The organism is Streptomyces sp. NPDC041068, assembly GCF_040647455.1.
Classification (GTDB): domain Bacteria; phylum Actinomycetota; class Actinomycetes; order Streptomycetales; family Streptomycetaceae; genus Streptomyces.
In genome coordinates, this window is the sequence record NZ_JBEZCG010000009.1 from 78,292 (window position 1) to 100,967 (window position 22,676).

The 22,676-nt window shown below is 72.1% G+C and carries 19 protein-coding genes; 9 read left to right on the forward strand and 10 right to left on the reverse strand.

The window, feature by feature from the left end; translation table 11 throughout:
* Window position 1: 1 nt before the first annotated feature.
* Genes AB0B50_RS21710 through AB0B50_RS21730 form a run of 5 tightly spaced genes read right to left on the reverse strand, consistent with a single transcriptional unit; the run spans window position 2 to window position 7,421 of the window.
* Window positions 2-2,218: a trehalase family glycosidase gene (locus AB0B50_RS21710; protein ID WP_362334146.1), complete on the reverse strand. Its 2,217-nt coding sequence runs from the start codon at window positions 2,216-2,218 to the stop codon at window positions 2-4.
* Window positions 2,215-4,284, reverse strand: coding sequence for a beta-galactosidase (locus AB0B50_RS21715; RefSeq protein ID WP_362334148.1), 2,070 nt, complete (start codon window positions 4,282-4,284; stop codon window positions 2,215-2,217). The genes AB0B50_RS21710 and AB0B50_RS21715 overlap by 4 nt, the downstream gene beginning before the upstream one ends.
* Entirely contained in the window at window positions 4,281-5,120 is an 840-nt protein-coding gene (locus AB0B50_RS21720) for a carbohydrate ABC transporter permease (protein ID WP_362334151.1), read from the reverse strand. Before AB0B50_RS21720 ends, AB0B50_RS21715 begins: the two co-directional genes overlap by 4 nt.
* Window positions 5,117-6,049, reverse strand: a complete 933-nt coding sequence (locus AB0B50_RS21725; RefSeq protein WP_362334154.1) for a sugar ABC transporter permease — start codon at window positions 6,047-6,049, stop codon at window positions 5,117-5,119. Before AB0B50_RS21725 ends, AB0B50_RS21720 begins: the two co-directional genes overlap by 4 nt.
* Window positions 6,050-6,053: 4 nt before the next feature.
* On the reverse strand, window positions 6,054-7,421 hold the full coding sequence (locus AB0B50_RS21730) for a sugar ABC transporter substrate-binding protein (RefSeq protein ID WP_362334157.1): 1,368 nt from the start codon (window positions 7,419-7,421) through the stop codon (window positions 6,054-6,056).
* 127 nt (window positions 7,422-7,548) lie between these two features.
* On the opposite strand from AB0B50_RS21730, the gene gcvPA reads away from it, so the two are divergent.
* From gcvPA to AB0B50_RS21755, 5 genes are read left to right on the forward strand one after another with little or no spacing between them, the layout of a single operon-like run.
* Window positions 7,549-8,910, forward strand: coding sequence for an aminomethyl-transferring glycine dehydrogenase subunit GcvPA (gene gcvPA / locus AB0B50_RS21735; RefSeq protein ID WP_362334159.1), 1,362 nt, complete (start codon window positions 7,549-7,551; stop codon window positions 8,908-8,910).
* Complete coding sequence (gene gcvPB, locus AB0B50_RS21740; protein WP_362334162.1) at window positions 8,907-10,502, forward strand: aminomethyl-transferring glycine dehydrogenase subunit GcvPB; 1,596 nt, start codon at window positions 8,907-8,909, stop codon at window positions 10,500-10,502. Before gcvPA ends, gcvPB begins: the two co-directional genes overlap by 4 nt.
* Entirely contained in the window at window positions 10,499-11,749 is a 1,251-nt protein-coding gene (locus tag AB0B50_RS21745) for an NAD(+)/NADH kinase (RefSeq protein WP_362334165.1), read from the forward strand. Before gcvPB ends, AB0B50_RS21745 begins: the two co-directional genes overlap by 4 nt.
* A gap of 38 nt (window positions 11,750-11,787) precedes the next feature.
* The gene (locus AB0B50_RS21750) at window positions 11,788-12,534 is read left to right on the forward strand and encodes an SDR family oxidoreductase (RefSeq protein WP_362334168.1); all 747 of its coding nucleotides are present in this window, start codon (window positions 11,788-11,790) and stop codon (window positions 12,532-12,534) included.
* A 48-nt stretch (window positions 12,535-12,582) separates the two neighbouring features.
* Window positions 12,583-13,224 carry a GntR family transcriptional regulator gene (locus AB0B50_RS21755; RefSeq protein ID WP_362334171.1) on the forward strand — a complete coding sequence of 214 codons (642 nt, stop codon included), beginning with the start codon at window positions 12,583-12,585 and terminating at the stop codon, window positions 13,222-13,224.
* On the opposite strand, the gene AB0B50_RS21760 is transcribed toward AB0B50_RS21755, so the two are convergent.
* The 4 genes from AB0B50_RS21760 to AB0B50_RS21775 all read right to left on the reverse strand — a co-directional run bounded on the left by AB0B50_RS21760 (window position 13,221) and on the right by AB0B50_RS21775 (window position 15,867).
* On the reverse strand, window positions 13,221-14,000 hold the full coding sequence (locus AB0B50_RS21760; protein ID WP_362334174.1) for a class I SAM-dependent methyltransferase: 780 nt from the start codon (window positions 13,998-14,000) through the stop codon (window positions 13,221-13,223). The genes AB0B50_RS21755 and AB0B50_RS21760 overlap by 4 nt on opposite strands.
* 11 nt (window positions 14,001-14,011) lie before the next feature.
* Complete coding sequence (locus AB0B50_RS21765; protein WP_362334176.1) at window positions 14,012-14,569, reverse strand: GNAT family protein; 558 nt, start codon at window positions 14,567-14,569, stop codon at window positions 14,012-14,014.
* A 61-nt stretch (window positions 14,570-14,630) separates the two neighbouring features.
* Window positions 14,631-15,134: a DUF4188 domain-containing protein gene (locus AB0B50_RS21770; protein ID WP_362334179.1), complete on the reverse strand. Its 504-nt coding sequence runs from the start codon at window positions 15,132-15,134 to the stop codon at window positions 14,631-14,633.
* 115 nt (window positions 15,135-15,249) lie between these two features.
* Window positions 15,250-15,867 (reverse strand): TetR/AcrR family transcriptional regulator, encoded by a 618-nt coding sequence (locus AB0B50_RS21775; protein WP_362334182.1) that lies wholly within the window; start codon window positions 15,865-15,867, stop codon window positions 15,250-15,252.
* A 177-nt stretch (window positions 15,868-16,044) separates the two neighbouring features.
* On the opposite strand from AB0B50_RS21775, the gene AB0B50_RS21780 reads away from it, so the two are divergent.
* Together AB0B50_RS21780 and AB0B50_RS21785 are read left to right on the forward strand one after the other, a co-directional pair.
* Entirely contained in the window at window positions 16,045-17,280 is a 1,236-nt protein-coding gene (locus tag AB0B50_RS21780) for a cytochrome P450 (RefSeq protein ID WP_362334185.1), read from the forward strand.
* 45 nt (window positions 17,281-17,325) lie between these two features.
* Complete coding sequence (locus tag AB0B50_RS21785) at window positions 17,326-17,541, forward strand: ferredoxin (protein WP_362334188.1); 216 nt, start codon at window positions 17,326-17,328, stop codon at window positions 17,539-17,541.
* Window positions 17,542-17,552: 11 nt separating this feature from the next.
* Here the strand turns inward: AB0B50_RS21785 and AB0B50_RS21790 are convergent, their stop codons facing one another.
* Complete coding sequence (locus tag AB0B50_RS21790; protein WP_362334191.1) at window positions 17,553-20,105, reverse strand: polysaccharide lyase family 8 super-sandwich domain-containing protein; 2,553 nt, start codon at window positions 20,103-20,105, stop codon at window positions 17,553-17,555.
* Between the two features lie 130 nt (window positions 20,106-20,235).
* Here AB0B50_RS21790 and AB0B50_RS21795 point away from each other — a divergent pair, with 130 nt between their 5' ends.
* Both AB0B50_RS21795 and AB0B50_RS21800 read left to right on the forward strand, forming a co-directional pair.
* The gene (locus AB0B50_RS21795; RefSeq protein WP_362334194.1) at window positions 20,236-21,507 is read left to right on the forward strand and encodes a hypothetical protein; all 1,272 of its coding nucleotides are present in this window, start codon (window positions 20,236-20,238) and stop codon (window positions 21,505-21,507) included.
* Window positions 21,495-22,676, forward strand: coding sequence for a hypothetical protein (locus AB0B50_RS21800; RefSeq protein WP_362334197.1), 1,182 nt, complete (start codon window positions 21,495-21,497; stop codon window positions 22,674-22,676). Before AB0B50_RS21795 ends, AB0B50_RS21800 begins: the two co-directional genes overlap by 13 nt.

Consider the following 22,676-nt stretch of genomic DNA (forward strand, 5'->3'; position numbering starts at 1 on the left):
TTCATTCCGAGCTGAGCAGCGGCAGCAACAGCGCCGCCGACCAGCTGAAGTTGGGTGAGTTCAGCGGGGCCCCGGTCATGGGGTTGTAGTTCTCCATGACCGGGGTCTTTCCCTTGAGGCCCGACGCGTTGGCGAGGAGGCGGTCCGTGAGGGCGTCGGCGTCCTCGCCGTAGCCGTAGCGACGCAGGCCGCCGAGGGCGAAGTGGGCCTGGTCGAGCCAGACCGGGCCGCGCCAGTAGCGGGTCGCGGAGAAGTACGGGGACGACTTGGCGACCGTCGGGAACGGCACCGTCGTCGCGAACTGGGCCGGGTCGGTCAACTTGTCCCGCACCGCCCGCGCCTGGGCCCGTGAGGCGGAGCCCGTCCACAGCGGGACCGCACCCTCGATGCCGCGGCCGCGGGCGGTGAGCCGGGCGCCGGTGGTGAGGTCGACGTCGTGGAACCAGCCGGTGGCGGGGTCGTACATCGCGGCGCGCACGGCGGCGTGGGTCGTGTCCGCCCCGCGCTGCAGGCGCGCGGCGTCGGCGTGCCTGCCCAGGGTCTTGGCGATGCGTGCCAAGTAGCCCTGGTCCTGGGCGAGATAGGCGTTCAGGTCGACGGACTCCTGAGTGAGGGAGTAGCCGAGGAGCGTGCCGTCGGCGGCGCGGTTGGCGACGACGGAGGTGCCGAGGTCGGCGTCGAAGCGGGGCGCGTTGTCCATGCCGCTCTCCCAGGCGGCCGCGAGGCGGCGCTCCTCGGCGGAGTCGTTGGCCGGGTCGACGGTGGCGCCGTACTCGGCGAGGCCGTCGCGGTCGTGGTCCCGGTTGCGGTACCACCAGGCCTGGTAGGCGGCGAGCTTCGGATACATCTCGCGCAGGAAGGACCGGTCGCCGCTCTTGCGGTAGACCTCCCACACCGCCCAACTCGCCAGCGGCGGCTTGGAGTTGCGCTCGTTCCAGTTGCCGCCGTCGCGTCCGGGGTCGTTGTAGAAGACGGCGTCGGGGATCATTCCGGCGTCCTGCGGCCGGGTCTTCGAGCCCGCCGTGATCTGCCAGTCGAACATGGCGCGGATCTGTGTCTGCGCGAGCGCCGGGTCGAAGCGGGCGGTGCCCACGGCCTGCTTCCAGGTGTCCCAGGACCACAGGCCGCCGGTGAACCACTTGTACGAGATGGACGGCGTGATGCCGTCGTGCTTCAACTGCCCGGCCGCGGAACGCCAGTTGGTGACCAGGGTCTGCAGGGACTTGACGGCCGTGCGGCGCCGGTCGGCGGGCACGCCGCGGGTCACCCCCGCCACATAGCCGCGCCAGCGGGCGTCGGCGGCCGACGCGGACGCCCGCGGACGGGCGAGGACCGCGCGGACGCTCCGCGCCTCGCGGGCGCGCTCGGCGGCGGTGAAGGTGTAGGACTCGGTCCAGTCGAAGTGGTGCGTGGCGCCCGGCGCGAGGGAGACGGGCGCGGTGGTCCGCGTGCGGTAGGAGTCGCCGTCGAGGGTGGTGCGCACGGGCTCCTTGTGGGTGACCTCGAAACGCTCGGTGCCGTCGGTGAGGTAGTCCCAGGTCTCGCGCACCTTCGCGAAGTCGACGCCGACGCCGGTGCTGGTCGCCTTGAGTGTCGGCGCGTCCCGCATCGGTGCCTTCTCGGGCCGCAGCAGGCTGCCGGTCCAGTCGGCGCCGAGGGTGCGCGGGGCGATCCCGGTGTTGCGGACCTCGGCGCGGATCAGGGCGCTGCGGTGGGTGGCGAAGCGCAGCGTCAGGGTGAGGCGCAGGCCGCGCCCGAGGTCGTAGGACTGGACGAGCCGGCCGGGCAGCGAGGTGAGGCGGGGCTCACCGCCCGCGGCGAGGTCGAGGGCGCGCCCGTCCTCGGTGAGCCGGATGCGACTGAAGGAGCCGCTCAGCCACCAAGGGTACTCCTGGGCGATGTAGAGGGGCCCGGTGAAGCCGCCGTACGCGGAGCGGTCGCCGGGCTCGGGCAGGGCGTAGGCGTGCCAGGCGCCTCGGTCGGCGAAGACGTTGACGCGGTTGACGTCGTCGTCGCCGCCGGGCAGCGCGGCGGTGGGGGCGCCGTGCAGGTCGAGGACATCGGCGTAGGCGGGTACGGGTACGGGTACGGGCGCGGACGCCTTGGCCGCAGGAGCGGGCGCAGGCTCGGCGCTCGCGGGCGGGGCGGCCAGGGCGGCGCCGCCCGCGAGGAGCAGCGCCGCCAGGAGCGCGAGGCGGGGCGTGCGGGGTCTGGTCACGAGGGCTTGTCTCCAGAGGGGTCGGGGGTGCGGACAGCGGGGTCGGGGGTACGGACAGCGGGGTCGGTGGTACGGACAGCAGGCTCTGAGGTGCGGAGCACGGCCACGCCGAGCGGTGCGAGGGTCACGGCGCCGCGTACCGGGGCTCCGGTGAGCAGGTCCGTGCCGTCGGCCTCGACCTCGACGGCCTGGTCCGTGTGGTTGAGGAGGAACAGGTACGAGGCGTCGGGGCCGGTGCGGACGGTGGCCTCGACGCCTTCGGGTACCGGCGCGCACGGGGTGACGCCCGCTTCGACGAGCGCGGGACCGAGCACGTCCGCGATGTGGTCGGGCAGGTGGCAGCTCACGTACCGGGCGGTGCCCGCGCCGTGGGTGTGGCGGGTGACGGCGGGCCGCCCCGCGAGCGGTCCCGCGGCGTAGGTGTCGAGGGTCTCGGCACCGTCCGGCTCGATCCACTCGCTCCACACCGTGGCCCGCGCGCCGGAGGCGAGCGGCACCGCTTCGGCGTCGGGCACCGGCCAGAACTCGTCGACGGACAGGCCCAGTACGTCCCTCAGCGGGCCCGGCGCTCCCCCGTCGTGGATCTGGTCGTGCTCGTCGACGACACCGCTGAACGGTCCGACGACGAGGTGGCCGCCGCCGTGTACGTACGCGGCGAGCCGCTCGGCGTCGGCGGTGCGCAGCAGGTGCAGGCTGGGCGCGAGGACCGCGTGGTAGCCGGACAGGTCGGCGTGCGGCGGCGCGAAGTCGGCGGTGATGCCGCGCGCGTGCAGGGCCGCGTACCAGGGGCGGAGCAGGTCGGGCCAGCGCATGCGGGAGGAGGGGTGGTCGTCGGACTCCAGGGCCCACCACGACTCCCAGTCCAGGACGAGGGCCACGGACGCGGTGACGCGGCTGCCCGCGACCTCGGCGAGAGCGGCCAGTTCGGCGCCGAAGCGAACGGTCTCGCGCCAGCCGCGCGATGCGGTGCCGCGGTGCGGGAGCAGGGCGCTGTGGTACTTCTCCGCGCCCGCCCGCGAGGCGCGCCACTGGAAGTACAGGACGCCGTCGGCGCCGCGGGCCACGGCCTGGAGCGACCAGAGGCGTTGCAGTCCTGGCTTCTTGGGGACGTTGACCGGCCGCCAGCTCACCGCCGAGGGGGCCTGTTCCATGAGCAGCCAGGGCCTGCCGCGCTTGAGGGAGCGCATGAGGTCGTAGTTGAGGGAGGCGGTGACATGGGCCCGGGGGTCGGCGGGGTCGGGGTAGGCGTCGTCGGAGACGAAGTCCTCGTGCTCGGCCCACCGCCAGTAGTCGAGCTCCTTCAGCATCGACATGAAGTTGGTCGTCGCCGGGGTGCCGGGGCTCACCTCGGTGAGGACGTCGCGCTCGGCGCGGTGCAGGGCGAGCAGGGCGTCGGAGCAGAAGCGGCGCCAGTCGAGCAGCTGGGTCGGGTTGACCGGGCCCGGCGCGGTGCGCGGCGGTTCTATCTCGTCGTAGGTGCCGTAGCGCTGGGACCAGAAGGCCGTCCCCCAGGCGTGGTTGAGGGCGTCGATGCCGCCGTACCGCTCCCGCAGCCAGGTGCGGAAGTGCGCCGCCGAGCGCGGGCAGAAGCACGCGGTGACGTGGTCCCCGTACTCGTTGTGGATGTGCCACAGGGCGAGCGCCGGGTGGTCGGTGTACCGCTCGGCGAGTGCGCGGGTCAGGCGCAGGGCCGCCTGCCGGTAGTGCGGGGACGAGGGGCAGTAGTGCTGGCGCGAGCCGAACTCGAGGCGTACGCCGTCGGCGGTGACCGGCAGGATCTCGGGGTGGGCGCGCACCAGCCAGGCGGGCGGGGACGCGGTGGCGGTGGCCAGGTCCACGGCGATGCCGTGGGCGTGCAGGAGGTCCATGAGCCGGTCGAGCCAGCCGAAGTCCCAGGTGTCGGGGCCGGGTTGGAGCCCGGCCCAGGAGAAGACGCCTACGGTGACGAGGGTGACGCCGGCCTCCTTCATGAGCGCGGCGTCGTCGGCCCAGGTCTCCTCGGGCCACTGCTCGGGGTTGTAGTCACCGCCGTACTGCAGGCCCGGCACGCGAGTGAGGAGGCTCATCCCTTCACCGCCCCGCCGAGCAGGCCGGCCACGAACTGCCGCTGGAACAGCAGGAACAGCGCCATGAGGGGAAGGGTCGCGAGCAGGGAGCCGAGCATCAGGCCCGAGTAGTCGACGCGGGAGAGTCCGGTGAGGGTGTTGAGGGCTACGGGCACGGTGTATTTGTCCTCGGTGTTGAGCACGAGAAGCGGCCAGATGAAGCTGTTCCAGGCCGCCATGAACGTGAAGATGACCAGGGCGCCGAGCTGCGGGCGCACGCAGGGCAGCACGACGCGGTAGAAGGTGCGCAGCTCGCCGCAGCCGTCCATGCGGGCCGACTCGATGAGCTCGTCGGGGAAGTCGACGAAGCCCTGGCGCATCAGGAGGATGCCGAAGGAGTTGGCGAGGAACGGCAGGATCACCGCCTGGTAGGAGTCGATCCAGCCGATGCTCGCCATCATCTGGAAGAGCGGCACGAGCAGCACCTGGAAGGGGATCATCATCGTCGCGAGCACGGCGGCGAGCACCAACCCCCGCCCCCGGAAGCGGTACTTGGCGAGGCCGTAGCCGCACATGGCGGAGACGAGCGAGCTGAGCGCGGTCTGGACGACGGCGATGCCGAGGCTGTTGAGCATGACCCGGCCGAAGCCGATGGTGTCCTGGAGCCGGGCGAGGTTGTCCAGGAGTTCGCCGCCGGGCAGGAACGGCGGCGGCGAGTGGAACAGGTCGGCGGAGGAGTGGGTGGCGGCGATCGCCATCCACAGGAACGGCACGAGGCCGGCCACCGCGCCGAGCAGGAGCACCGCCCGCGCCGCGAGCCGTCCGGCGCCCCTGACGAAGGCCGGGCTGCGGCTCATCGGCGGCGCTCCCTTCCGAAGGCGAGGTACTGGAGCGCGGAGACCGCGGCGATGATCGCGACGACCACCCAGGCGATGGCGGCGGCGTACCCGAAGTCGAACTGCTGGAAGCCGACGCGGTAGAGGTGCACGACGGGGGTGAGGGTGGCGTCGTCGGGGCCGCCCCGGGTCAGGACGTAGTTCTCGTCGAAGAGCTGGAGCGTGCCGATGGTGGAGGTGATGACGCAGAAAAGGACCACGGGCCGCAGCTGCGGCAGGATCACGCGCGTGTACGTGGTGAAGGCGGAGGCGCCGTCGAGCGCCGCGGCCTCGTACTGGTCCTTGCCGATGGCCTGCAGCCCCGCGAGCAGGATGACGGCGTTGTACCCGGTCCAGCGCCAAGTGAGCGTGAGGATGAGGGAGACGCGCGCCCAGGTCGGGTCGTTGAGCCAGTCGATCGGGCCCATGCCGACGGCGCCGATGGCCTGGTTGACGAGGCCGTTGTCGGTCTTGAGCAGGACCTGGAAGACCACGGCGTACGCGACGAGCGTGGTCACCGCGGGCAGGAAGTGCACGGCGCGCCAGGTGCCGCGCAGGCGCAGCCACGACTGGTTGAGGAGGGCGGCGAGAACCAGCGCGAGGCAGATCATCACCGGGACCTGGATGACGAGGATCAGCCCGGTGTTGAGCAGGGACTCGGCGAACGCCGGGTCGTGGAGCAGCCGTCGGTACTGGTCGAGGCCGACAAAGCGCAGGGCGCCCGCGTCCTCGGTGGTGAACGACTGCAGGAGGCTCGCGCCGAGCGGGTAGGCGAAGAAGAGGGCGAACAGCGCGGCGGCGGGGCCCGCGAAGATCCATCCCGACAGGCGGGCGCGGCGCCGGGGGCGGCGCGGCGTGCCAGGCGTGCGGGCGGGCGCGGCGGTGTGCTTACCGGAGTCCAGGGCGACCATGGGGCTACGCCACCCTCTTTCGTCCGGTCGCGTCGGCGAGCCGCTCGGCCGCCGAGACGAGGGAGGCGCGCGGGTCCTTGCCGTGCAGCAGCACGCCGTTGACGGCGGAGGTCGCGATGTCCCTCTCCTTGGCGTCGTCCTTCGTGTACTCGACGGGCGGGATGGTCCGGGCGAGCCGCGCGAACACGGCGTTGGCGCGCTGCCCGCCGAAGTACTCCTGCCGCTCGCTCAGATACGGGTCGTCGAGCGCGGGCAGATGGGCGGGGAAGAGACCCTCGCGCTTCAACATCGCGACCTGGTTCGCCCTGTCGGTGAGGACGAAGCGGATGAACTCCCAGGCGGCCTGCGCCTGTTCGCTCTGCGCCGGGATGCAGAGGGTGGAGCCGCCGATGTTCGAGGTGCGTACCCCGTCGGCGGTGAAACCGGGCAGTGGCACCACCCCGAACTTCCCCTTGAGCTCGGGCATTTCATCGGTGAGCGTGCCCGTCCACCAGGCGGCGATGGGGTTGGTGGATACCTTGCCCTCCTTGGTGGCGGTGACCAGGCCGTCCCAGTTCTTCTCGTAGGCGATGAGCCCCTTCTCGGCCAGTCGCTTCATCAGGGTCAGGGCCCGGACGGCGGCCGGAGTCTCCAGGGCGATGCGGCCGCCGAGGAACGCGGACTGGCCCTGCTGCTGGAGCAGCATCGGGAACATCCCCGGACCTGTCGGGTCGTGGACGAGCAGCTTGTGCCCGGTGGCCTCCTTCACGCGGACGCCGACACGGACGTAATCCCCCCAGGTCCGGAGGGACTTGGGGTCGACGCCCGCGGCGCGCAGGTGGTCGGTGCGGTAGTAGAGGGCGCACGGGCCGATGTCCCACGGAATCCCGAAGATCCTCTCGCGACCCGCGCCGCCGGTGACGGTGCGCCAGGCGGCACGGTCGAAGTCGCCGCGGTAGCGGCCGCCGCGCCGGACCAGGTCGTAGAAGCCACCGGGGAAGTTGGCGGTGTAGCGGGGCAGGTAACTACCCTCCATGGTCAGGACGTCGGGGAGACCGGTGCCGCCGCGCAGGCCCACGGTGATCTTGTCGTAGGCGTTGTCGTAGCCGATGTCGACCACGTCGACGCTCACGCCCGGGTGGCGCTCCTCGAAGGCGCCGCGGAGCCGCTTCATCGCGGTGGCGGCCACGTCCCACGACCAGACGGTGATCTCGCCGGTGAGCCTGTGGCCCCCTTTGCCTTCGGAGCCGTCGTCCTCTCCTTCGCCGCCCAGCTCACGCGGGCCGCCGTCCGCCCCGCCCGCCCCTCCCATGGCACAGGAGCCGAGCAGTGCGGATGCCGAGGCGGCGAGTCCCGCGGCCACAACTCGCCGCCGGGGTGGTCTTGTTGACACTCTTGCCTCCTGAGCACTGAATGCCTAATTCTGTATTCAGAACACTGAATGACAGGACCGACCGTCAAGAGGCCTGCACACAAAGACTTCTGCACACAAAGCCTTCTGCACACGCGAAAGGTGCGGCATGACCCACCCGTACATCCCGAACGCGGTGCCCGCCGTCCGACAGGCGATGCTCGACGAGATCGGCGCGACGAGCGTCGAGGAGTTCTACGCCGACATCCCCGACGCGATCCGTCTGCACCGCCCCCTGGACCTGCCCGAACCGCTCCGCTCGGAGGCCGAACTCGTCCGGCACATGGAGGAGTTGCTCTCCCGCAACACCACCACACAGCAGGCCCTCAGCTTCCTCGGCAAGGGCTGCTACCAGCACCATGTCCCCGCGGTGGTCGACGAGGTGGTGAACCGCGCCGAGTTCCTCACCGCGTACGCGGGCGAACCGTACGAGGACCACGGCCGCTTCCAGGCGCTGTGGGAGTACCAGTCGATGATGGCCGAGCTGCTCGACGTGGAGGTCGTCAACGTCCCTGTGTACGACGGCTTCCAGGCCTCCGGCACCGCGCTGCGCATGGCGGGCCGGATCACAGGCCGCCGCCGTCTCGTCGTGGCGACGGCGCTCGACGCGGACAAGCTGTCGCGCATACGGGACTACGTACGGCCCGACCACGACGTGACGGTCGTCCCCGTGGACCGGGAGACCGGCCGAGCCGACCTCGCCGCGATCCGCGAGGCGCTCGCCCCGGGCGACACGGCCGCCGTGTACGCGGAGGCCCCCTCGGCTCTCGGCCTGATCGACGAGCGCCTCCCCGCACTCGCCGAACTCGCCCACGGGGCAGGTGCGTTGTACGTCGTCGGCTGCAATCCGCTCACCCTCGGCGTGCTCGCCCCGCCCTCCTCGTACGGCGCGGACATCGCGTGCGGCGACATCCAGCCGCTCGGCATCCACCAGAGCTTCGGCGGCGGCAACGCCGGGTTCATCGCGACCCGCGACGAGGAACACCTAGTCGCCGAGTTCCCCTCGCGCCTGTTCGGCCTGGTGCCCACCGAGGTCGAGGGCGAGTACGGCTTCGGCGACGTCGCCTATGAGCGGACCTCCTTCGCCCGGCGCGAGGAGGGCAAGGAGTGGGTCGGCACGGCGGCCGCGCTGCACGGCATCGGCGCCGGGGTGTATCTGGCACTGATGGGACCGCAGGGCATGCGCGAGATCGGCGAGACGATCCTCGCGCTCACCGCGTACGCGCGGCGGCGCCTGGCCCAAGTCCCGCACGTCGACGTGCCGTTCGGGGACGCCCTGCACTTCGCCGACTTCACCGTGCGCTACACCGGATCCCGTACGGCCGCCGACGTCCGCACTCGTCTCGAGGAACGCGGCATCTTCGGCGGCGTACCGACCGGCGAGCGGGAAGCCGCGTACTGCGTCACCGAAGTCCACACCCAGGCCGACATCGACCGGCTCGCCACGACCCTGGAGGAGATCGTCAAGTGAGCGACCACCACGCGTCCGCGCCCGTGTCGGTGACGCCCGAGGACGCGCGGATCGCGGCGAAGCCGCGGCTGCGCCGGTTCCGGCAGGCCTCCTGGGACGAGAAGCTGCTCTTCGAGCTGGGCGAGCCGGGCGAGCGGGGCGTGCTGGTGCCCGCACCCGACCCGTCGGTCGAGGCGCCCGAGATACCGGCCGCCCTGCGCCGCGCGACGCCGCCCGCGCTGCCCGAGCTGTCCCAACAGCAGGTACTGCGGCACTACTTGAGGCTCTCGCAGGAGAATCTGGGCGCCGACCTGAACATCGACGTCGGGCAGGGCACCTGCACCATGAAGTACAGCCCGAAGGTCAACGACCGGTTCGTGCGCGATCCCCGCATCGCCGCGCTCCACCCGCTCCAGCACGAGGACACCGTCCAGGGCGTGCTGCGCGTCATCCACGATCTGGAGCGGCTCCTGTGCGAGATCTCCGGCATGGACCGGGTCTCGCTCCAGCCCGCCGCGGGCTCCGCCGCGATCTACACCAACGTCGCCATGATCCGCGCCTACTTCGCGGCGCGCGGCGAGCTGGAGCGGCGCGACGAGGTCATCACGACGGTCTTCTCGCACCCCTCGAACGCGGCCTGCGCGAAGACCGCGGGGTTCAAGGTGATCACGCTGCACCCGGACGCGGACGGCTACCCCGACATCGGGGCCCTCAAGGCGGCGGTCGGCCCGCGCACCGCGGCCCTGCTGATCACCAACCCGGAGGACACCGGCATCTACAACCCGCGCATCGAGGAGTTCGTGCGGATCGTCCACGAGGCGGGCAGCCTGTGCTCCTACGACCAGGCCAACGCCAACGGCGTCCTCGGCATCACGCGCGCCCGTGACGCGGGCTTCGACCTGTGCCACTTCAATCTGCACAAGACGTTCTCGACGCCGCACGCGTGCGGAGGTCCGGCGGCGGGCGCCTGCGCGGTGACGGAGGAGCTGGCACCGTATCTCCCGTACCCCACCGTCGAGTCGGACGGGAGTCGGCTGTTCCTGGATCACGACCGGCCGCATTCGGTCGGCAAGATGCGGCCGTTCTACGGAGTCGTGCCGAACCTGGTGCGCGCGTACGCCTGGATCAGGTCGCTGGGTGCCCAGGGGCTGCGGGCGGCGGCCGAGACGGCGGTCCTCAACAACAACTACCTGCTCCACAAGGTCCGGCGGATCCCGGGCGTCCGTGTGCCGTACGCGGAAGGGCGGCCGCGCGTCGAGCAGGTCCGCTACAGCTGGCAGAAGCTGTACGAGGACACCGGCGTCCACTCCGAGGACATCGGTCTGCGCGCCGCGGACTTCGGCACCCACTACTGGACCAGCCACCATCCCTACGTGGTTCCCGAGCCGATGACGCTGGAGCCCACCGAGTCCTACAGCCGGGCCGACCTCGACGAGTACGCGGAGATCCTCGCGGAGGTCGCGCGCGAGGCGTACGAGGACCCGGAGACCGTGCGCACGGCGCCGCACCGCTCCAGCGTCCACCGGGTGCGGCCCGAGGCACTGGACGACCCGAAGACATGGGCGGTGTCCTGGCGGGCGTACCGCCGGAAGATCCTGGGCGAGCCGGCGTGAGCCGCGTCGGCCTCGTGGTCAATCCGGTCGCCGGACTCGGCGGCCGGGTGGGCCTCGGCGGCACGGACGGCCCCGAACGGGCCGAGCGGGCAGTGGAGTTGGGGGCGCACCCGCTGGCCGGTACGCGCGCGGCCCAGGCGTTGCGGGCACTGCGGTCCGTGGTCCCGGATGCGGTGGTCGTGACGGTGCCGGGGGTGATGGGGGCGGATGCGGTGCGGGCGGCGGGGATGAATCCGGTGCTGGTGCGGATGCCTGCGCCTGCCCGCACCGCCGGCACCATTGGCGCTTCCCACACCACCAGCACCGCCCGTGCTTCTCACACCACCAGCACCACCCGCACTGCTCACACCACCAGCACCACCCCTGCCGACACCCTCGCCGCGGTCCGCGCCCTCGTCCGCTCCGGGGTCGATCTCCTGCTCTTCGCCGGAGGCGACGGCACCGCGCGCGACGTGCTCGGCGCCCTCAGTACCCTCGGCGTCCTCGGCGCCCACGCCGGAACCCGTTGCCCCGTCCTCGGCATCCCGACCGGCGTCAAGATGCACTCGGCCGTCTTCGCGGTCGGCACGCGCGCGGCGGGCGAGGTCGCCGCGGCCTGGCTGACCGGAAAGGGCGGCGTACGGCTGCGGGACGCCGAGGTCATGGACCGCGACGAGGCCGCACTGCGCGAGGGACGCGTGGCCTCGCGGCTCTTCGGCTGGCTGCCCGTACCGGACGTACCCGCGCGGGTGCAGCAGCGCAAGACGGGCGGCACGGTCGCCACCGCCGAGGCGTCCTGGGGCATCGCGGCGGAGACCGCGGGGCGCGTCGGCGACGGGCTGCTGGTCCTGGGCCCCGGCACCACCACCCGCGCCGTGGCCCGCGCGCTCGGCGCCGACACCTCGCTCGCCGGAGTCGACGTGGTCGCTCTGCGCGAGGGCCGGGCCGAGGTGGTGGCGCGCGACGCGGGCGAGGCGGAGCTGCTCGCGCGGATCGGCCGGGAGCGCTGCTGGATCGCGCTCTCCCCCATCGGCGGCCAGGGCTTCCTGCTCGGCCGCGGCAACCAGCAGATCTCGCCCCGCGTACTGCGCGCGGCGGGCGGCCGTGAACGGCTGCTCGTCCTGTGCCCGGAGCAGAAGCTGGCGGCGCTCGGCGGCCGCCCGCTGCTCCTCGACACCTCAGACCCGGCCATGGACGGCGAGTTGACCGGATACCTGCCCGTGCTCACCGGGCACCGGCGCATCTCCCTCTACCCCGTGACCAGCTGATCCTCAAGGGACAACACCCAAGGGACAAGGAGCACACGATGATCTCTCTCGACGGAAAGCGCGCCGTCGTCACCGGTGCCGGCGCCGGCATCGGCCGCGCCACGGCCCAGGTCCTCGCCGAGCTCGGGGCCCGCGTCGTGGTCGCCGACATCGACGCGGAGGGCGGCGAGCGGACCGCGAAGGACACCGGGGGCGTCTTCGTACGCTGCGACGTGTCGCGGCGTGCCGACTGCGAGGCCGTGGTCGCCACCGCCCAGGACCGCTTCGGCGGCGTCGACATCCTCTTCAACAACGCGGGCATCATCCGTCGCTCGACGGTGTGCGAGATCACCGAGGACGACTGGGATCTGGTGATGGCGGTGAACGTGCGCTCGATCCTGCTGATGAGCCGTCTCGTGATCCCCGGCATGGCGGCCAGGGGCGGCGGCTCGATCGTCAACACCGGCTCCGGCTGGGGCATTTCGGGCGGTGCCCGCGCGGTCTCGTACTGCGCGTCGAAGGGGGCCGTCGTCAACATGACCCGCGCCATGGCGATCGACCACGGCCCGGACAACATCCGCGTCAACTGTGTGTGCCCCGGGGACACCGCCACCGGCATGCTGGCGGAGGAGGCCCGGCAGCTGGGCGAGCGGGCGGACGCGTTCTACGCCGACGCGGCCGACCGCCCCCTCGGCCGCATCGGCCAGCCCCACGACATCGCGCGCACGGTGGCGTTCCTGGCGTCCGACGCGTCCGCGTTCATCAGCGGGGCGATCATCCCGGTCGACGGCGCAGGTACCGCCTGACCAGCCGGTGGCGGATAATCGAGCAACCGAAGGGGAGGGCCGCCGCACATGCCAATCGAGAACCGACCGCTGCGTGAGCAGGTGAAGGAGGAACTGCTGGGGCGCCTCGGCAGCGGCACGATCGCCACGAACGAGACGATCAACGAAGTCCAGTTGGCCGCCGAGCTGGGTGTCAGCCGTACGCCGCTGCGCGAGGCGCTGATCACGCTGGAGCGCGAGGGCGTCATCACCAGCGAGCGCGGCAAGGGCTTCCGCTTCACGCCGCTGAGCGCCCAGGAGTTCCGCGACCTGACGGCGATCGTCACCTCCCTGGAGGCCCTCGCCCTGCGGTCCAGCTCTCCCGAGTACCTCGCGACGATCGCCCCGCAACTCCTTGCGGAGGCACGGGCGTTCGCCGCTCCGCAGGCCCCGCACGACGTGATCGAGCGGTACGACGACGCCTGGCACGACCTGCTCCTCTCGGGCTGCGCCAACGCCCGCCTGATGCAGCTGATCACGTCCCTGAAGGTCACGATGCACCGGTACGAGCGCGTGGCCCTCGGCGACCAGGACGTCCTGGAGCGCTCCGCCGAGGAGCACGAGCGCATCGCGCTGTGTCTGCGGCGCGGCGACCTGGAGGCGGCGACGGAGGCGCTGAAGGAGAACTGGAACAGCGGCATGGACCGCATCCTGGAGCGCCTCAAGGACTAGCCCTGCCCCTCCCGGCCCCGCTCCCCCTCCGGGCGCCGCGCCACGAACACGAACTCGCGGCCCGGCCGGTCGGGGGCGTCGCGGACGTCGTCCACGACGTACCCCTGGGCGGCCAAATCGGCCTCGATCTCGGCGCGTTCACGGAAGCGCAGTGTCGAGTCCGAGGTCAGCACCTGCCCGTCCGCGGCGAAGACACAGGTCCAGCGGAACGTCACCAGCGGGCCGTCGACCCCGGTGACCTCGATCCAGTTCTCGAGCGCGCCGACGCCTGGGACCTCCGTCATCGCGTGGGTGGCCTCGCGGTTCCACCCCTCCCAGGCCCGGCGTGCCGGGTCCCTGGTCTCGAACACCAGGCGCCCGCCCGGCCGCAGAGCCTCGCGGACGCCCCGCAGGCTCGCCCGCCAGGCGTCCGGATCAACGATGTGCTGGGCGACGTTCGCCGTCATGGTCGCGAGGTCGACCCGCAGCGGCGGGAGCTCCGTCGCGTCGCCGCAGAGCCAGCGCACCCGCTCGCCGCCCGGCTTGGCGCGGGCCACGTCGACGGAGGCGCGCGCGGGGTCGACGCCGACGACGTCGATGCCGCGCGCGGCGAGCAGCAGCGCGAACACGCCCGTGCCGCAGCCGATGTCGAGCACGCTGCGCGCACCGAACTCCTCGGCCATGCGCAGATACACGTCGAGATCACTGCGGTCGGGGTCGAGCGGATCGTAGAGCGCCGCGAGGCGCGGGTTCCCGTAGGCCTCGTCGACCGTGGCGCGGGCCGAGTCATCCGTCATCGCGGGGCCCCTCAGGCGGTGGCGCGCGCGGCGCGCCACTCGGGGGCGAGGACCGACCAGACCTCGGTGTCCTGGCGCACTCCCCGGTAGGGGTCGTTCTCGCGGAGGACGCCGTCGCGGCTCATGCCGAGCCGCTTGGCCACGTTGATGCTGGCCGTGTTCTCGGCGGCGACCAGCCACTCCACACGGTGCATGCCGCGCTCGTCGACGGCCCAGTCGACGACGGTGCGCACCGCGCGGGTGACCAGGCCGCGCCCCGCGGCGTCGGGCTCCAGCCAGCAGCCGGCCTCGCAGGTGCCCGTCTTCGTGTCGAAGACCCGGAAGAGGACGCCACCGACGAGGCGCCCGTCGAGCCGGATGCCGTACAGACGGCCGGTGTCGGCGGCGGTCCTGTCGGCGTACAGCTGGAGCCAGGAGCGCGCGGCGTCGAGGTCGGCCGCGACGTCGGGCAGTCCCACGTACCGGCCTATGTAGTCGCGGCCGCGGTCCATGTGGGCGAGGAACTCCTCGGCCTGCCACGGCTCCAGCGGGCTCAGCTCGGCTCCGTCCCCCAGCGAAATCGCGAACATCCTCATCCTCCACAGTGGCCGTGCGTGATCCCCTGGATCTTCGCACGGCCGCCGCGGCGCCCTATGCGCGCTCGGAGCGGTGGGCGAGACGGGCCGCGGCGGTGCGGCCGCGGCGCTCCACCGGCAGGGCTCCCTTCGCCCCCGCGAGGCCGAAGGGCGGCATGTCGAAGTAGATCGATTCGTACGAGCCCTCCGGGGCGATGTACGTCTCGTGCCACAGCCCCACGTGTCCACGGGTCTTCCCGGCGCGGAGCTTGCGGTTGACGATGCCCCAGGCCTTGTGGTGGAAGGCGTCGGGCGCCTTGGCGTAGGCGTAGAGCTTGTCCTTGGACTCCCAGTACTGCACCACGTAGTACGTACGCGGTGACGCGGTCAGCAGGACGCGGCCGAGGAGGCCGCGGCCCGGGTCCTTCTCCAGTTCACGGAGCATGCGGAGCATGGCGAGCATCACGCGTCCCCAGTGATGCACCGCCCAGAAGTGATTGACGCGCATGCCGATGAGCAGGACCGTCACGTCCCCTTCGGCGGCTGCGGTGGTGTAGCCAGGCATCGGCTTGGCGAACATGCGACTCCCCCAGTCGGTGCGCTGCCGCGGGCAGCGAGGCGGCGCTGGCTGCAGCGCCGATGTAATCGGTGATTACATCAGCGCGCGAAGAGGGGGTCAAGGGATCGCGAGGGGGTCAACAGCCCTTGTACCGGGCCACGTTGACGACACCGAGGCCGAAGGTGTCAAGGACCTGTTCGGTCAGGTGCTCGGCCTGGTCCGGCGGCAGATATCCGTCGACGATCATCTGCGAGAGTCCGTAGACGAGCGCCTGACCCGCGAGGCCCACCACGGCCGGATCCCCGGCGCGCAGTTCGCCCGCGCGCTGGTCGGCGAGGATGACGCCGGTGAAGGCCTCCTCGATGGCGGCCAGGTGCTCGTCCAGCTCGGCCGGGCGGCGGGGTCCGAACACCCAGGGCTTGACGAGCTCGAAGCGGTGCGGGTGGCGGATCGCGTACCGCACGAAACCGAGGCCGAAGGCGCGCATCGCGGAACCCTCCGCCTTCTCCAGCTCGGCCAGCTGCCAGGCTTCGTAGTCGGCCAGAATCCGCACCGCGACGGCCGTCAACAGCGCCTGCCGGTCGGCGAAATGACGGAACGGCGCCCCCGGGGAGACCCCGGCGCGGCGTGCGATCTCTCGGACCGTGACCCGCTCGGGGCCCTCCTCGTCGAGGAGGTCGAGTGCCGCGGCGACGAGGGCCTCGGGGAGTGAGCCGTGGTGGTAACCGGAGCGCGCTGCGGGCTTGTCCTTCATGCCCGCAGTGCTACCACACACCGCCGAACCGGCCACAGACGCGGGCGGGTTGATCGGAGGGGGCAATTCCGGACACGCGCCCGGCGGGCGATCTGGCCGGTCTTGCCGTGGAGAATTAGATGCCCCAGGCATCTAATGGGGGACGTAAGGGAAGAACTGCGCTTGCGAGGTACATCGATGACGGAGTCAACGAAGTCGGCGGAGCCCGTGCAGCCGACCGAACCCATCGCCTTCCCCCAGGACCGCGCGTGCCCCTACCACCCACCGACCGGCTACGCGCCGCTGCGCGAGGAGCGGCCGATCTCCCGCGTCAGGCTCTTCGACGGCCGCTCCGTGTGGCTGGTCACCGGACAGCCGGTGGCCCGCGAGCTCCTCGCCGACCACCGCCTCTCGTCCGACCGGACGCACGACGCCTTCCCCTCACAGACCGAACGCTTCGCCAAGTCCCGCAACCGGCGCGTCGCCCTGCTCGGCGTCGACGACCCACGCCACAACACCCAGCGCCGGATGCTGATCCCCAGCTTCTCGGTCAAGCGCATCGCGGCGCTGCGGCCGCGGATCCAGGAGACCGTCGACCGGCTCCTGGACGCCATGGTCGAACAGGGTCCGCCCGCCGAGCTGGTGAACGCCTTCGCGCTCCCGCTCCCGTCCATGGTGATCTCCGATCTCCTCGGAGTGCCCTACGCCGACCACGACTTCTTCGAGGAGCAGTCACGGCGGCTGCTCCGCGGGCCCGGCGCCGACGCGGTGCTCGCGGCGCGGGACGAACTGGACGCGTACTTCTACGCGTTGATCGACCGCAAGCGCCAGGAGCCCGGCGACGGGCTGCTCGACGGGCTGATCCACCAGCAGCTCGCGTCGGGCGCCGTGGACCGCGACGAGCTGGTGAGCCTCGCCACGATCCTGCTGGTCGCGGGGCACGAGACCACGGCGAACATGATCTCCCTCGGTACGTTCACGCTGCTGCGCCACCCCGAGCGGCTCGCCGAGCTGCGGGAAGGGCTGCGGGACGGGCGGCCGATGATGCCCGCGGCGGTCGACGAGCTGCTGCGCTTCCTGTCCATCGCGGACGGGATGATGCGGGTGGCGAAGGAGGACATCGAGATCGCCGGCAGCACGATCCGCGCCGACGACGGCGTCATCTTCTCCACCTCCCTCATCAACCGCGACGGCACGGCATACGAGGCACCGGAAGAACTGGACTGGCACCGCCCCGACCGGCACCACCTCGCCTTCGGCTTCGGCGTCCACCAGTGCCTGGGGCAGAACCTCGCCCGCGCCGAGATCGAGATCGCCCTGCGCTCCCTCTTCGAGCGTCTGCCGGGGCTGCGGCTCGCCGCCCCCGTGGAGGAGATCCCCCACAAACCGGGAGACACCATCCAGGGCATGCTCGAACTCCCGGTCACCTGGTAGGAGTTGAGGATCCAGCAGTAGTCGGGCATCCGGTAGGGATTGATCATGACGAACGAGACGACGGACAAGGCGATCCACATAGACGGGGACCTGTGCGTGGGCGCGGGCATGTGCGCGCTCACCGCGCCGAACGTCTTCACCCAGGACGACGACGGCCTCAGCGAACTGCTGCCGGGCCGCGAGGACGGCGGCGGTGACCCGATGGTCGCCGAGGCCGTGCGGGCCTGCCCGGTGCAGGCCATCACGGTCGGGGAGCGCTGACCGCGGGGCGGTCAGCCCGCCAGCGTGACCGTGAAGCTCCTGCCGTACGCGTGGTGGGTGTTCACCTCGACGCGGGTGCCGCCGGGGACCCGGCTCACCCGGACCTCCGGGTCCGCGGTGACCTCGCGCAGACGGCGGCCGCGCAGCAGGAGCGTGACGGTGCCCCTGGCCATGGTCGGGTCGGACACGGCTACGGAGGTGGTCGCGCCGCGCCGGCCCCGGCGGTGCACGATCACCGAGGCGGGTCCGTCCACGCGCAGGCCCGCCGTCTCGTGCCGCCCCGGCATGAAGGTGTTGGCCGCCGTCAGACCGAGGCCGGTGTGCGTCACAGCCTGCAGGCGCGGTGAGTTGGCGAGGACCTGGACGGGCCCATGGCGGTGGGCGCGCAGCTGGGCCTCGCCCGCGTTCGGCACCAGCGCGTAGGCGAGGCGGCCGGGACGTGCCCCCGCCGCCCCGTCGACCGTGACGCCGAGGACCGAACGGGTCACCGCGGTATCGGGGTTGGCGGTGCGCACGACCCGGCGGCTGCGGGTGACAAGATCCTGGGTGACCCGCACCCGTGGGGTGTCGAGGAAGAGGTAGCCGACGGAGGTGCCCTGCGTGGCGTTGGCGTAGCGCAGCCAGCGCAGGTCGGCGGTGCCCGGACCGGTCCAGGGGCGGCCGTCGCGGAGCATGCCGGTAAGCGAGGTCCGGTCGCCGGGGGCCGCGGTGCGGGCGTCGACGGTCGTGGTGACGGCCCGTCCCGCGTCGTCGCCGACGTCCGCGGCCAGGACCACGATCTCGTCGTCGAGCAGGAACCACGACTTCGTCGCGGTCGCGTTCCGGTACACGACGAAGTCGTCGGGCAGCAGGCGCCGGTCGTGGTACGCCGCGTCGCTCGACTGCACCGCGCAGGCCGCGCCGTACGCGCCGAGCACGGCCCCACCCGAGTGGCGGTTCGTGCCGCGCGGGAAGTAGACGTACTTGTTCTGCGCCTGTGACGACGAGGTGAAGTGGAGCGGGTGGCCTGGGTTGTCGTAGAAGGGCTTGCCGTACAACTCCGGTACGGTGCGGCGCTGTTCGACGGGGGCGGTGACGCCCGCGAGGCCGTACGGCGAAACGGTGGTGTAGTAGTCGACGCCGTACGCCTGCGTCTGGTCCTGCCCGGAGAGGTAGAGGTAGTAGGCGCCGTCGCCCTGGAACCACGGCATGAGGTTCTCGCCGCTCATGTACTCGTACTTGCTGATCCGCTCCGAGCTGCGCGCGAGCGCGAAGGCGTAGCCCGGCCTGCGGTGCACGGTCTTGTCCATGGCGTTGAACGCGACGCTGCGCGCTGCGGGGTTGAGGTCGGCGGGCTCCACGGCGGCGTCGGCGACGATGTCGGCATAGCGCACGACGCTGACCGGTGAGACGAAGCGGGCCGGGTCGAGGGCGGCGCGCGAGGTGGCCCTGATGTGCTTCACATAGCTCTTCAGGGCAGTGGCCCCGGCGCCCGTCGCGAGCGAGGAGAGGTCGACGACGGCCTCGACGACCACCGCCACGTCGGTGTAGCCGGAGTCCGTGCGCGACACCGCGCGGCCCTTGACGATCTCCATCATCCAGCCCTCGAAGATCAGCGGGGCGAAGCCGTTCCTCACCCAGCCGTACACGGTCGGCACCAGCTCCTCGCCGTGGGCGAAGCCCGTGCCGTCGAGGATCTTCAGGGTCTGCACGACACGGGTCAGCAGGCCCTTGCCGTACGAGCCGGTGTACGCGACCGAGGCGTGCTGGATGAAGGAGCCGTCCGCGTAATGGCCGTCCGTGACACCGTGGTCGAGGTGGTACGGGTCGATGGTGACGAAGACCGTCAGCTGGTCGGTGAGGGCCTTGCGGATCCGGGCCTCGCCCCCGTCGTCCAGGAGCGCGCCCTGCAGGATGCGGTTGGTGGTGATGTCGGCGAGGTTGGCGCCGGTGTGGAAGCGCGAGTCGAGGTCCACGTCGCCATCGGTGCCGTTGCGGAGGTAGGCGTCCATGGAGGCGACGTAGGTGCGCGTCAACTCCGGTCTGTACGCCCGCACTTCGTCGGCCAGCAGCACGAGCGTCCTGCTGATGTGCTGCGATATGCCTATCTCCCAGTGGAACCAGTTGCCGTAGTAGCCCTTGGACTGGTCGCCGTAGTACCGCTCGTGCAGCCGGACCAGGCCGTCGATCACGCGGCGCTGCACGGCCGTGTTCCCGTACAGGTCGGAGGGGGCCCGGGGGGCGCGGGTGGCGAGGGCGATCTCGTACAGCCTGCGGTAGGCGGTGTTGAGGTTGGCCTCGTCGGTGCCGAGCACCAGGCCCGCGAAGAGCTCGCCCTCGGCCGCGTCGTCCATCGACTTCAGATTGGTCCGCGCCGTCCTCTCGATCGCGGCGAGCTTCGCGGCCGCCTCCGGGCGGGCGTTGGACGCCTCGGTCCCGGCGAAGACGGCGACGGTGTTGGCGAGCAGCCGGGCGCGGTCGGCCGCGACGCGGGCCACGTCCGCGTCCGCGTGGCCCACGGGGATCACCGCCAGGAGTCCGGCGGCCGACAGGGCGGACAGCAGGCGTCTGCGCGTGATCTCCATGACGACCTCCCCTTGCGAAGCGGCGTTCCGGCGGCCGGAGTCAAGCAGAAGCCCCCACCGGCGACAAGAGTTCCCACTTGATACCGTCCCCACCTGATCTTGGTGCGATTCACGGGGGAAGGGGAGCGCCATGCCCGAGAAGGGCGCCCTGCGTGCGGTGCGACGGCGCACCTGGCTGCTCGCGGCTCTGGTGGTGACGGTGCTCGTCGCGGCGTCCGCGACCTGGTTCGCCGTGTCGACGGCCGAGGACAGGGACGAGCTGATGGCCGCCCGCCAGGAGCAGTTGGAGCGGGGGTGCGCGGGCCTGCTCCCCGGGGAGCTGAGCTCCTTCGCCACGACCGACGGGCCCGGCGTCCTCGTCGAGTTCGGCACGATGCTGCGGCCCCGGCAGGAGAGCCGTGCCCTGCTCGACTGCACGCTGTCGTGGGGCGACGTCGAGGACGCCTGGGAGCCGGACGCGCAGGCGCGGGTCCGGGCCGAGGCCGTGCTGACCCGCACCGCCTCCGCGCCCATGCTCGACGGCGGCTTCGAACTGCCCCTGCCGGACAGCGCGTTGGGATCCGTGACCACCGAGGACCGGCTGCGCGGCAGCACGGTGTCGGCCTCGCTGCTGGTCGACTGCCCGAAGGGCCTGACGGGACGGGTCCGCCCGGCGCGGGACCTGCTCGTCGCGGTGGACCTGCCGTCGACGGCCGACGAGAACCACGTCCCGAAGGACGACCGGCTGCTCGCCTCCCGTACGGCGGCGGACGTGGCCAACTGGGTGACGAGGAAGCAGGGTTGCGGCGTCGAGCCGCTGAGCACCGAGCCCGCCGGAGCCCCGGCGAAGGCGCCGAAGCTCTGCACCTGGCTCTCCCCCGAGGCGCTGCGGTTCACGCCGGGCGACTGGACCTTCGACGGGAACGCCACAACGTACAGCCGACGCACCGGCACGTGCGGCGGGCGCTGGGACGACATCGCGGGCTCCCCCGGCGAGCTCACGATCAAGGCGGTGGGCGCGGAGAGCTGGTCGGGCGTCCTCGCGACCGGGGCGTACGACCACCACCAGGACAACGGTTACGTACCGGACCCCGACAAGCGGACCGATCCGGGCGAGCGGCCTGATCCCGACAAGCCGGTGACGGTCGAGGAGTCCGGCGACGACCCGCAGCTCGCCCTGTGGGCGCGGTCCGAGTGCGTGGCGGGGCCGACCTACCACCGCGTGACCGTCACCCCCCAACTCGACTTCGACTACGGGCCGCAGGAGGGCAGGGCCGTCCTGGAGCCCGAGGAGCGGCGACGGCTCTCGCGGCAGGCGCGCGCCGTGCTCGACCGCTATCTGGCGGCGCCCGACGGCTGGCCGCGGCGCTCACACTGCCGGGACACGAAGGTCATGGGAGAGGTGGCGCAGTGGCGCGGCTGACGTGGGAGACGAAGGCGGGGCGGGTGGTTCTCTCGTCCTGCGGAGCCCTGGTCGCCCTGGCCCTGATCGCGGGCGGCTACTACTGGTGGGGCGGGCCGCGCGAACGCGGCGAGGCACGGCAGGTGCTCGCCGAGGCGTGCGAGGGCGTCCTCGCCGCGGACGAGACGCGGGCGGTGCTCGGCGACGGGCCCTACAACAGCGGCCCCGGCAGGCCGGACGTGACGTACGCGGCACGGGCCGCTCGGGGCGGGGCGAAGACGGTCTCCTGCGACGTGAGCCGCAGGACCGAGCACGGCGCGGGACACCCGACACACGATGCCTCGGTGGAGGTGAGCGTGCAGCGCGTACCGGAGCGCGAGGCCGCCGACAGGCCGCCTCGCGACTCCGAACTCGGGAGCGGGTACGGGCCGTTGTACCCGGCGGTGTCGACCGAACTGCCGCCCGCCGCGCTCGGCGGCGGCTGGCACGGCCTGTTCACCACCGGCGAGGGCTTCAGCAGCGCGGCCGGCGGCGAGTCCGCGACCACGGCGGTGCTCATGGACTGCGCCCGCGACCGCGGCTCCCTGCTCGTCACGGTCGCCGTGGGGAAGGAGGTCGGCACCCTCGACGACCCCCGCGAGCGCACGGCGTACGCGCGGATCGCCACCGCGACGGCCACGAAGGCCTCCGAGAAGTGGGACTGCGACGCGAAGCCGGGCAGGCCGCTGCGTACGGTGGGGCTCCCGGTGAACGCCGACGAGGACGTGCCGCTCGCCGACGCGTCCGGGTCCTGCCGGGGCCTGCCCGGCCGGGGCTCGCGGGCGTCCCGGGCCTGGGAGAGCGAGGTCTCCGGGGCGCCGGTGGAGGTGTGCGTCGTGGCCGGCGGGCGGGTCGGTACGCCCGTCGTCCGCTCGGCCGAGCGGACGCGGATCTTTCGCCTGGTCGCGTCCTTCGGTCCGTACGCGGAGAACGAGCGCGGTGGCCATCGGGAGCGGGACGGTGGCTACGGATTGAGCGCGGTGTGCCGGGGCGGGGGTGGACCTGCGTTGTTCACGGTGCGGGCGGATGAGGCGGAGGAAAGGACCTCCGCGGCTGATCGGGACTATGAGCGGGCCGCATTGAAGGCCTTTGCGGAGCGGTCCGCGAGGGCACACGGGTGTGAAGCGCCGAAGCGTGTCGACGTCGGCTGA

Bases quoted from the DNA above. Each gene is read 5' to 3' on its own strand.
- AB0B50_RS21715 (WP_362334148.1), bottom strand. From the start codon at position 4,284: ATGAGCCTCCTCACTCGCGTGCCGGGCCTGCAGTACGGCGGTGACTAC.
- AB0B50_RS21720 (WP_362334151.1), bottom strand. From the start codon at position 5,120: ATGAGCCGCAGCCCGGCCTTCGTCAGGGGCGCCGGACGGCTCGCGGCG.
- AB0B50_RS21725 (WP_362334154.1), bottom strand. From the start codon at position 6,049: ATGGTCGCCCTGGACTCCGGTAAGCACACCGCCGCGCCCGCCCGCACG.
- gcvPA (WP_362334159.1), top strand. From the start codon at position 7,549: ATGACCCACCCGTACATCCCGAACGCGGTGCCCGCCGTCCGACAGGCG.
- AB0B50_RS21750 (WP_362334168.1), top strand. From the start codon at position 11,788: ATGATCTCTCTCGACGGAAAGCGCGCCGTCGTCACCGGTGCCGGCGCC.
- AB0B50_RS21755 (WP_362334171.1), top strand. From the start codon at position 12,583: ATGCCAATCGAGAACCGACCGCTGCGTGAGCAGGTGAAGGAGGAACTG.
- AB0B50_RS21760 (WP_362334174.1), bottom strand. From the start codon at position 14,000: ATGACGGATGACTCGGCCCGCGCCACGGTCGACGAGGCCTACGGGAAC.
- AB0B50_RS21765 (WP_362334176.1), bottom strand. From the start codon at position 14,569: ATGTTCGCGATTTCGCTGGGGGACGGAGCCGAGCTGAGCCCGCTGGAG.
- AB0B50_RS21770 (WP_362334179.1), bottom strand. From the start codon at position 15,134: ATGTTCGCCAAGCCGATGCCTGGCTACACCACCGCAGCCGCCGAAGGG.
- AB0B50_RS21775 (WP_362334182.1), bottom strand. From the start codon at position 15,867: ATGAAGGACAAGCCCGCAGCGCGCTCCGGTTACCACCACGGCTCACTC.
- AB0B50_RS21780 (WP_362334185.1), top strand. From the start codon at position 16,045: ATGACGGAGTCAACGAAGTCGGCGGAGCCCGTGCAGCCGACCGAACCC.
- AB0B50_RS21785 (WP_362334188.1), top strand. From the start codon at position 17,326: ATGACGAACGAGACGACGGACAAGGCGATCCACATAGACGGGGACCTG.
- AB0B50_RS21790 (WP_362334191.1), bottom strand. From the start codon at position 20,105: ATGGAGATCACGCGCAGACGCCTGCTGTCCGCCCTGTCGGCCGCCGGA.
- AB0B50_RS21795 (WP_362334194.1), top strand. From the start codon at position 20,236: ATGCCCGAGAAGGGCGCCCTGCGTGCGGTGCGACGGCGCACCTGGCTG.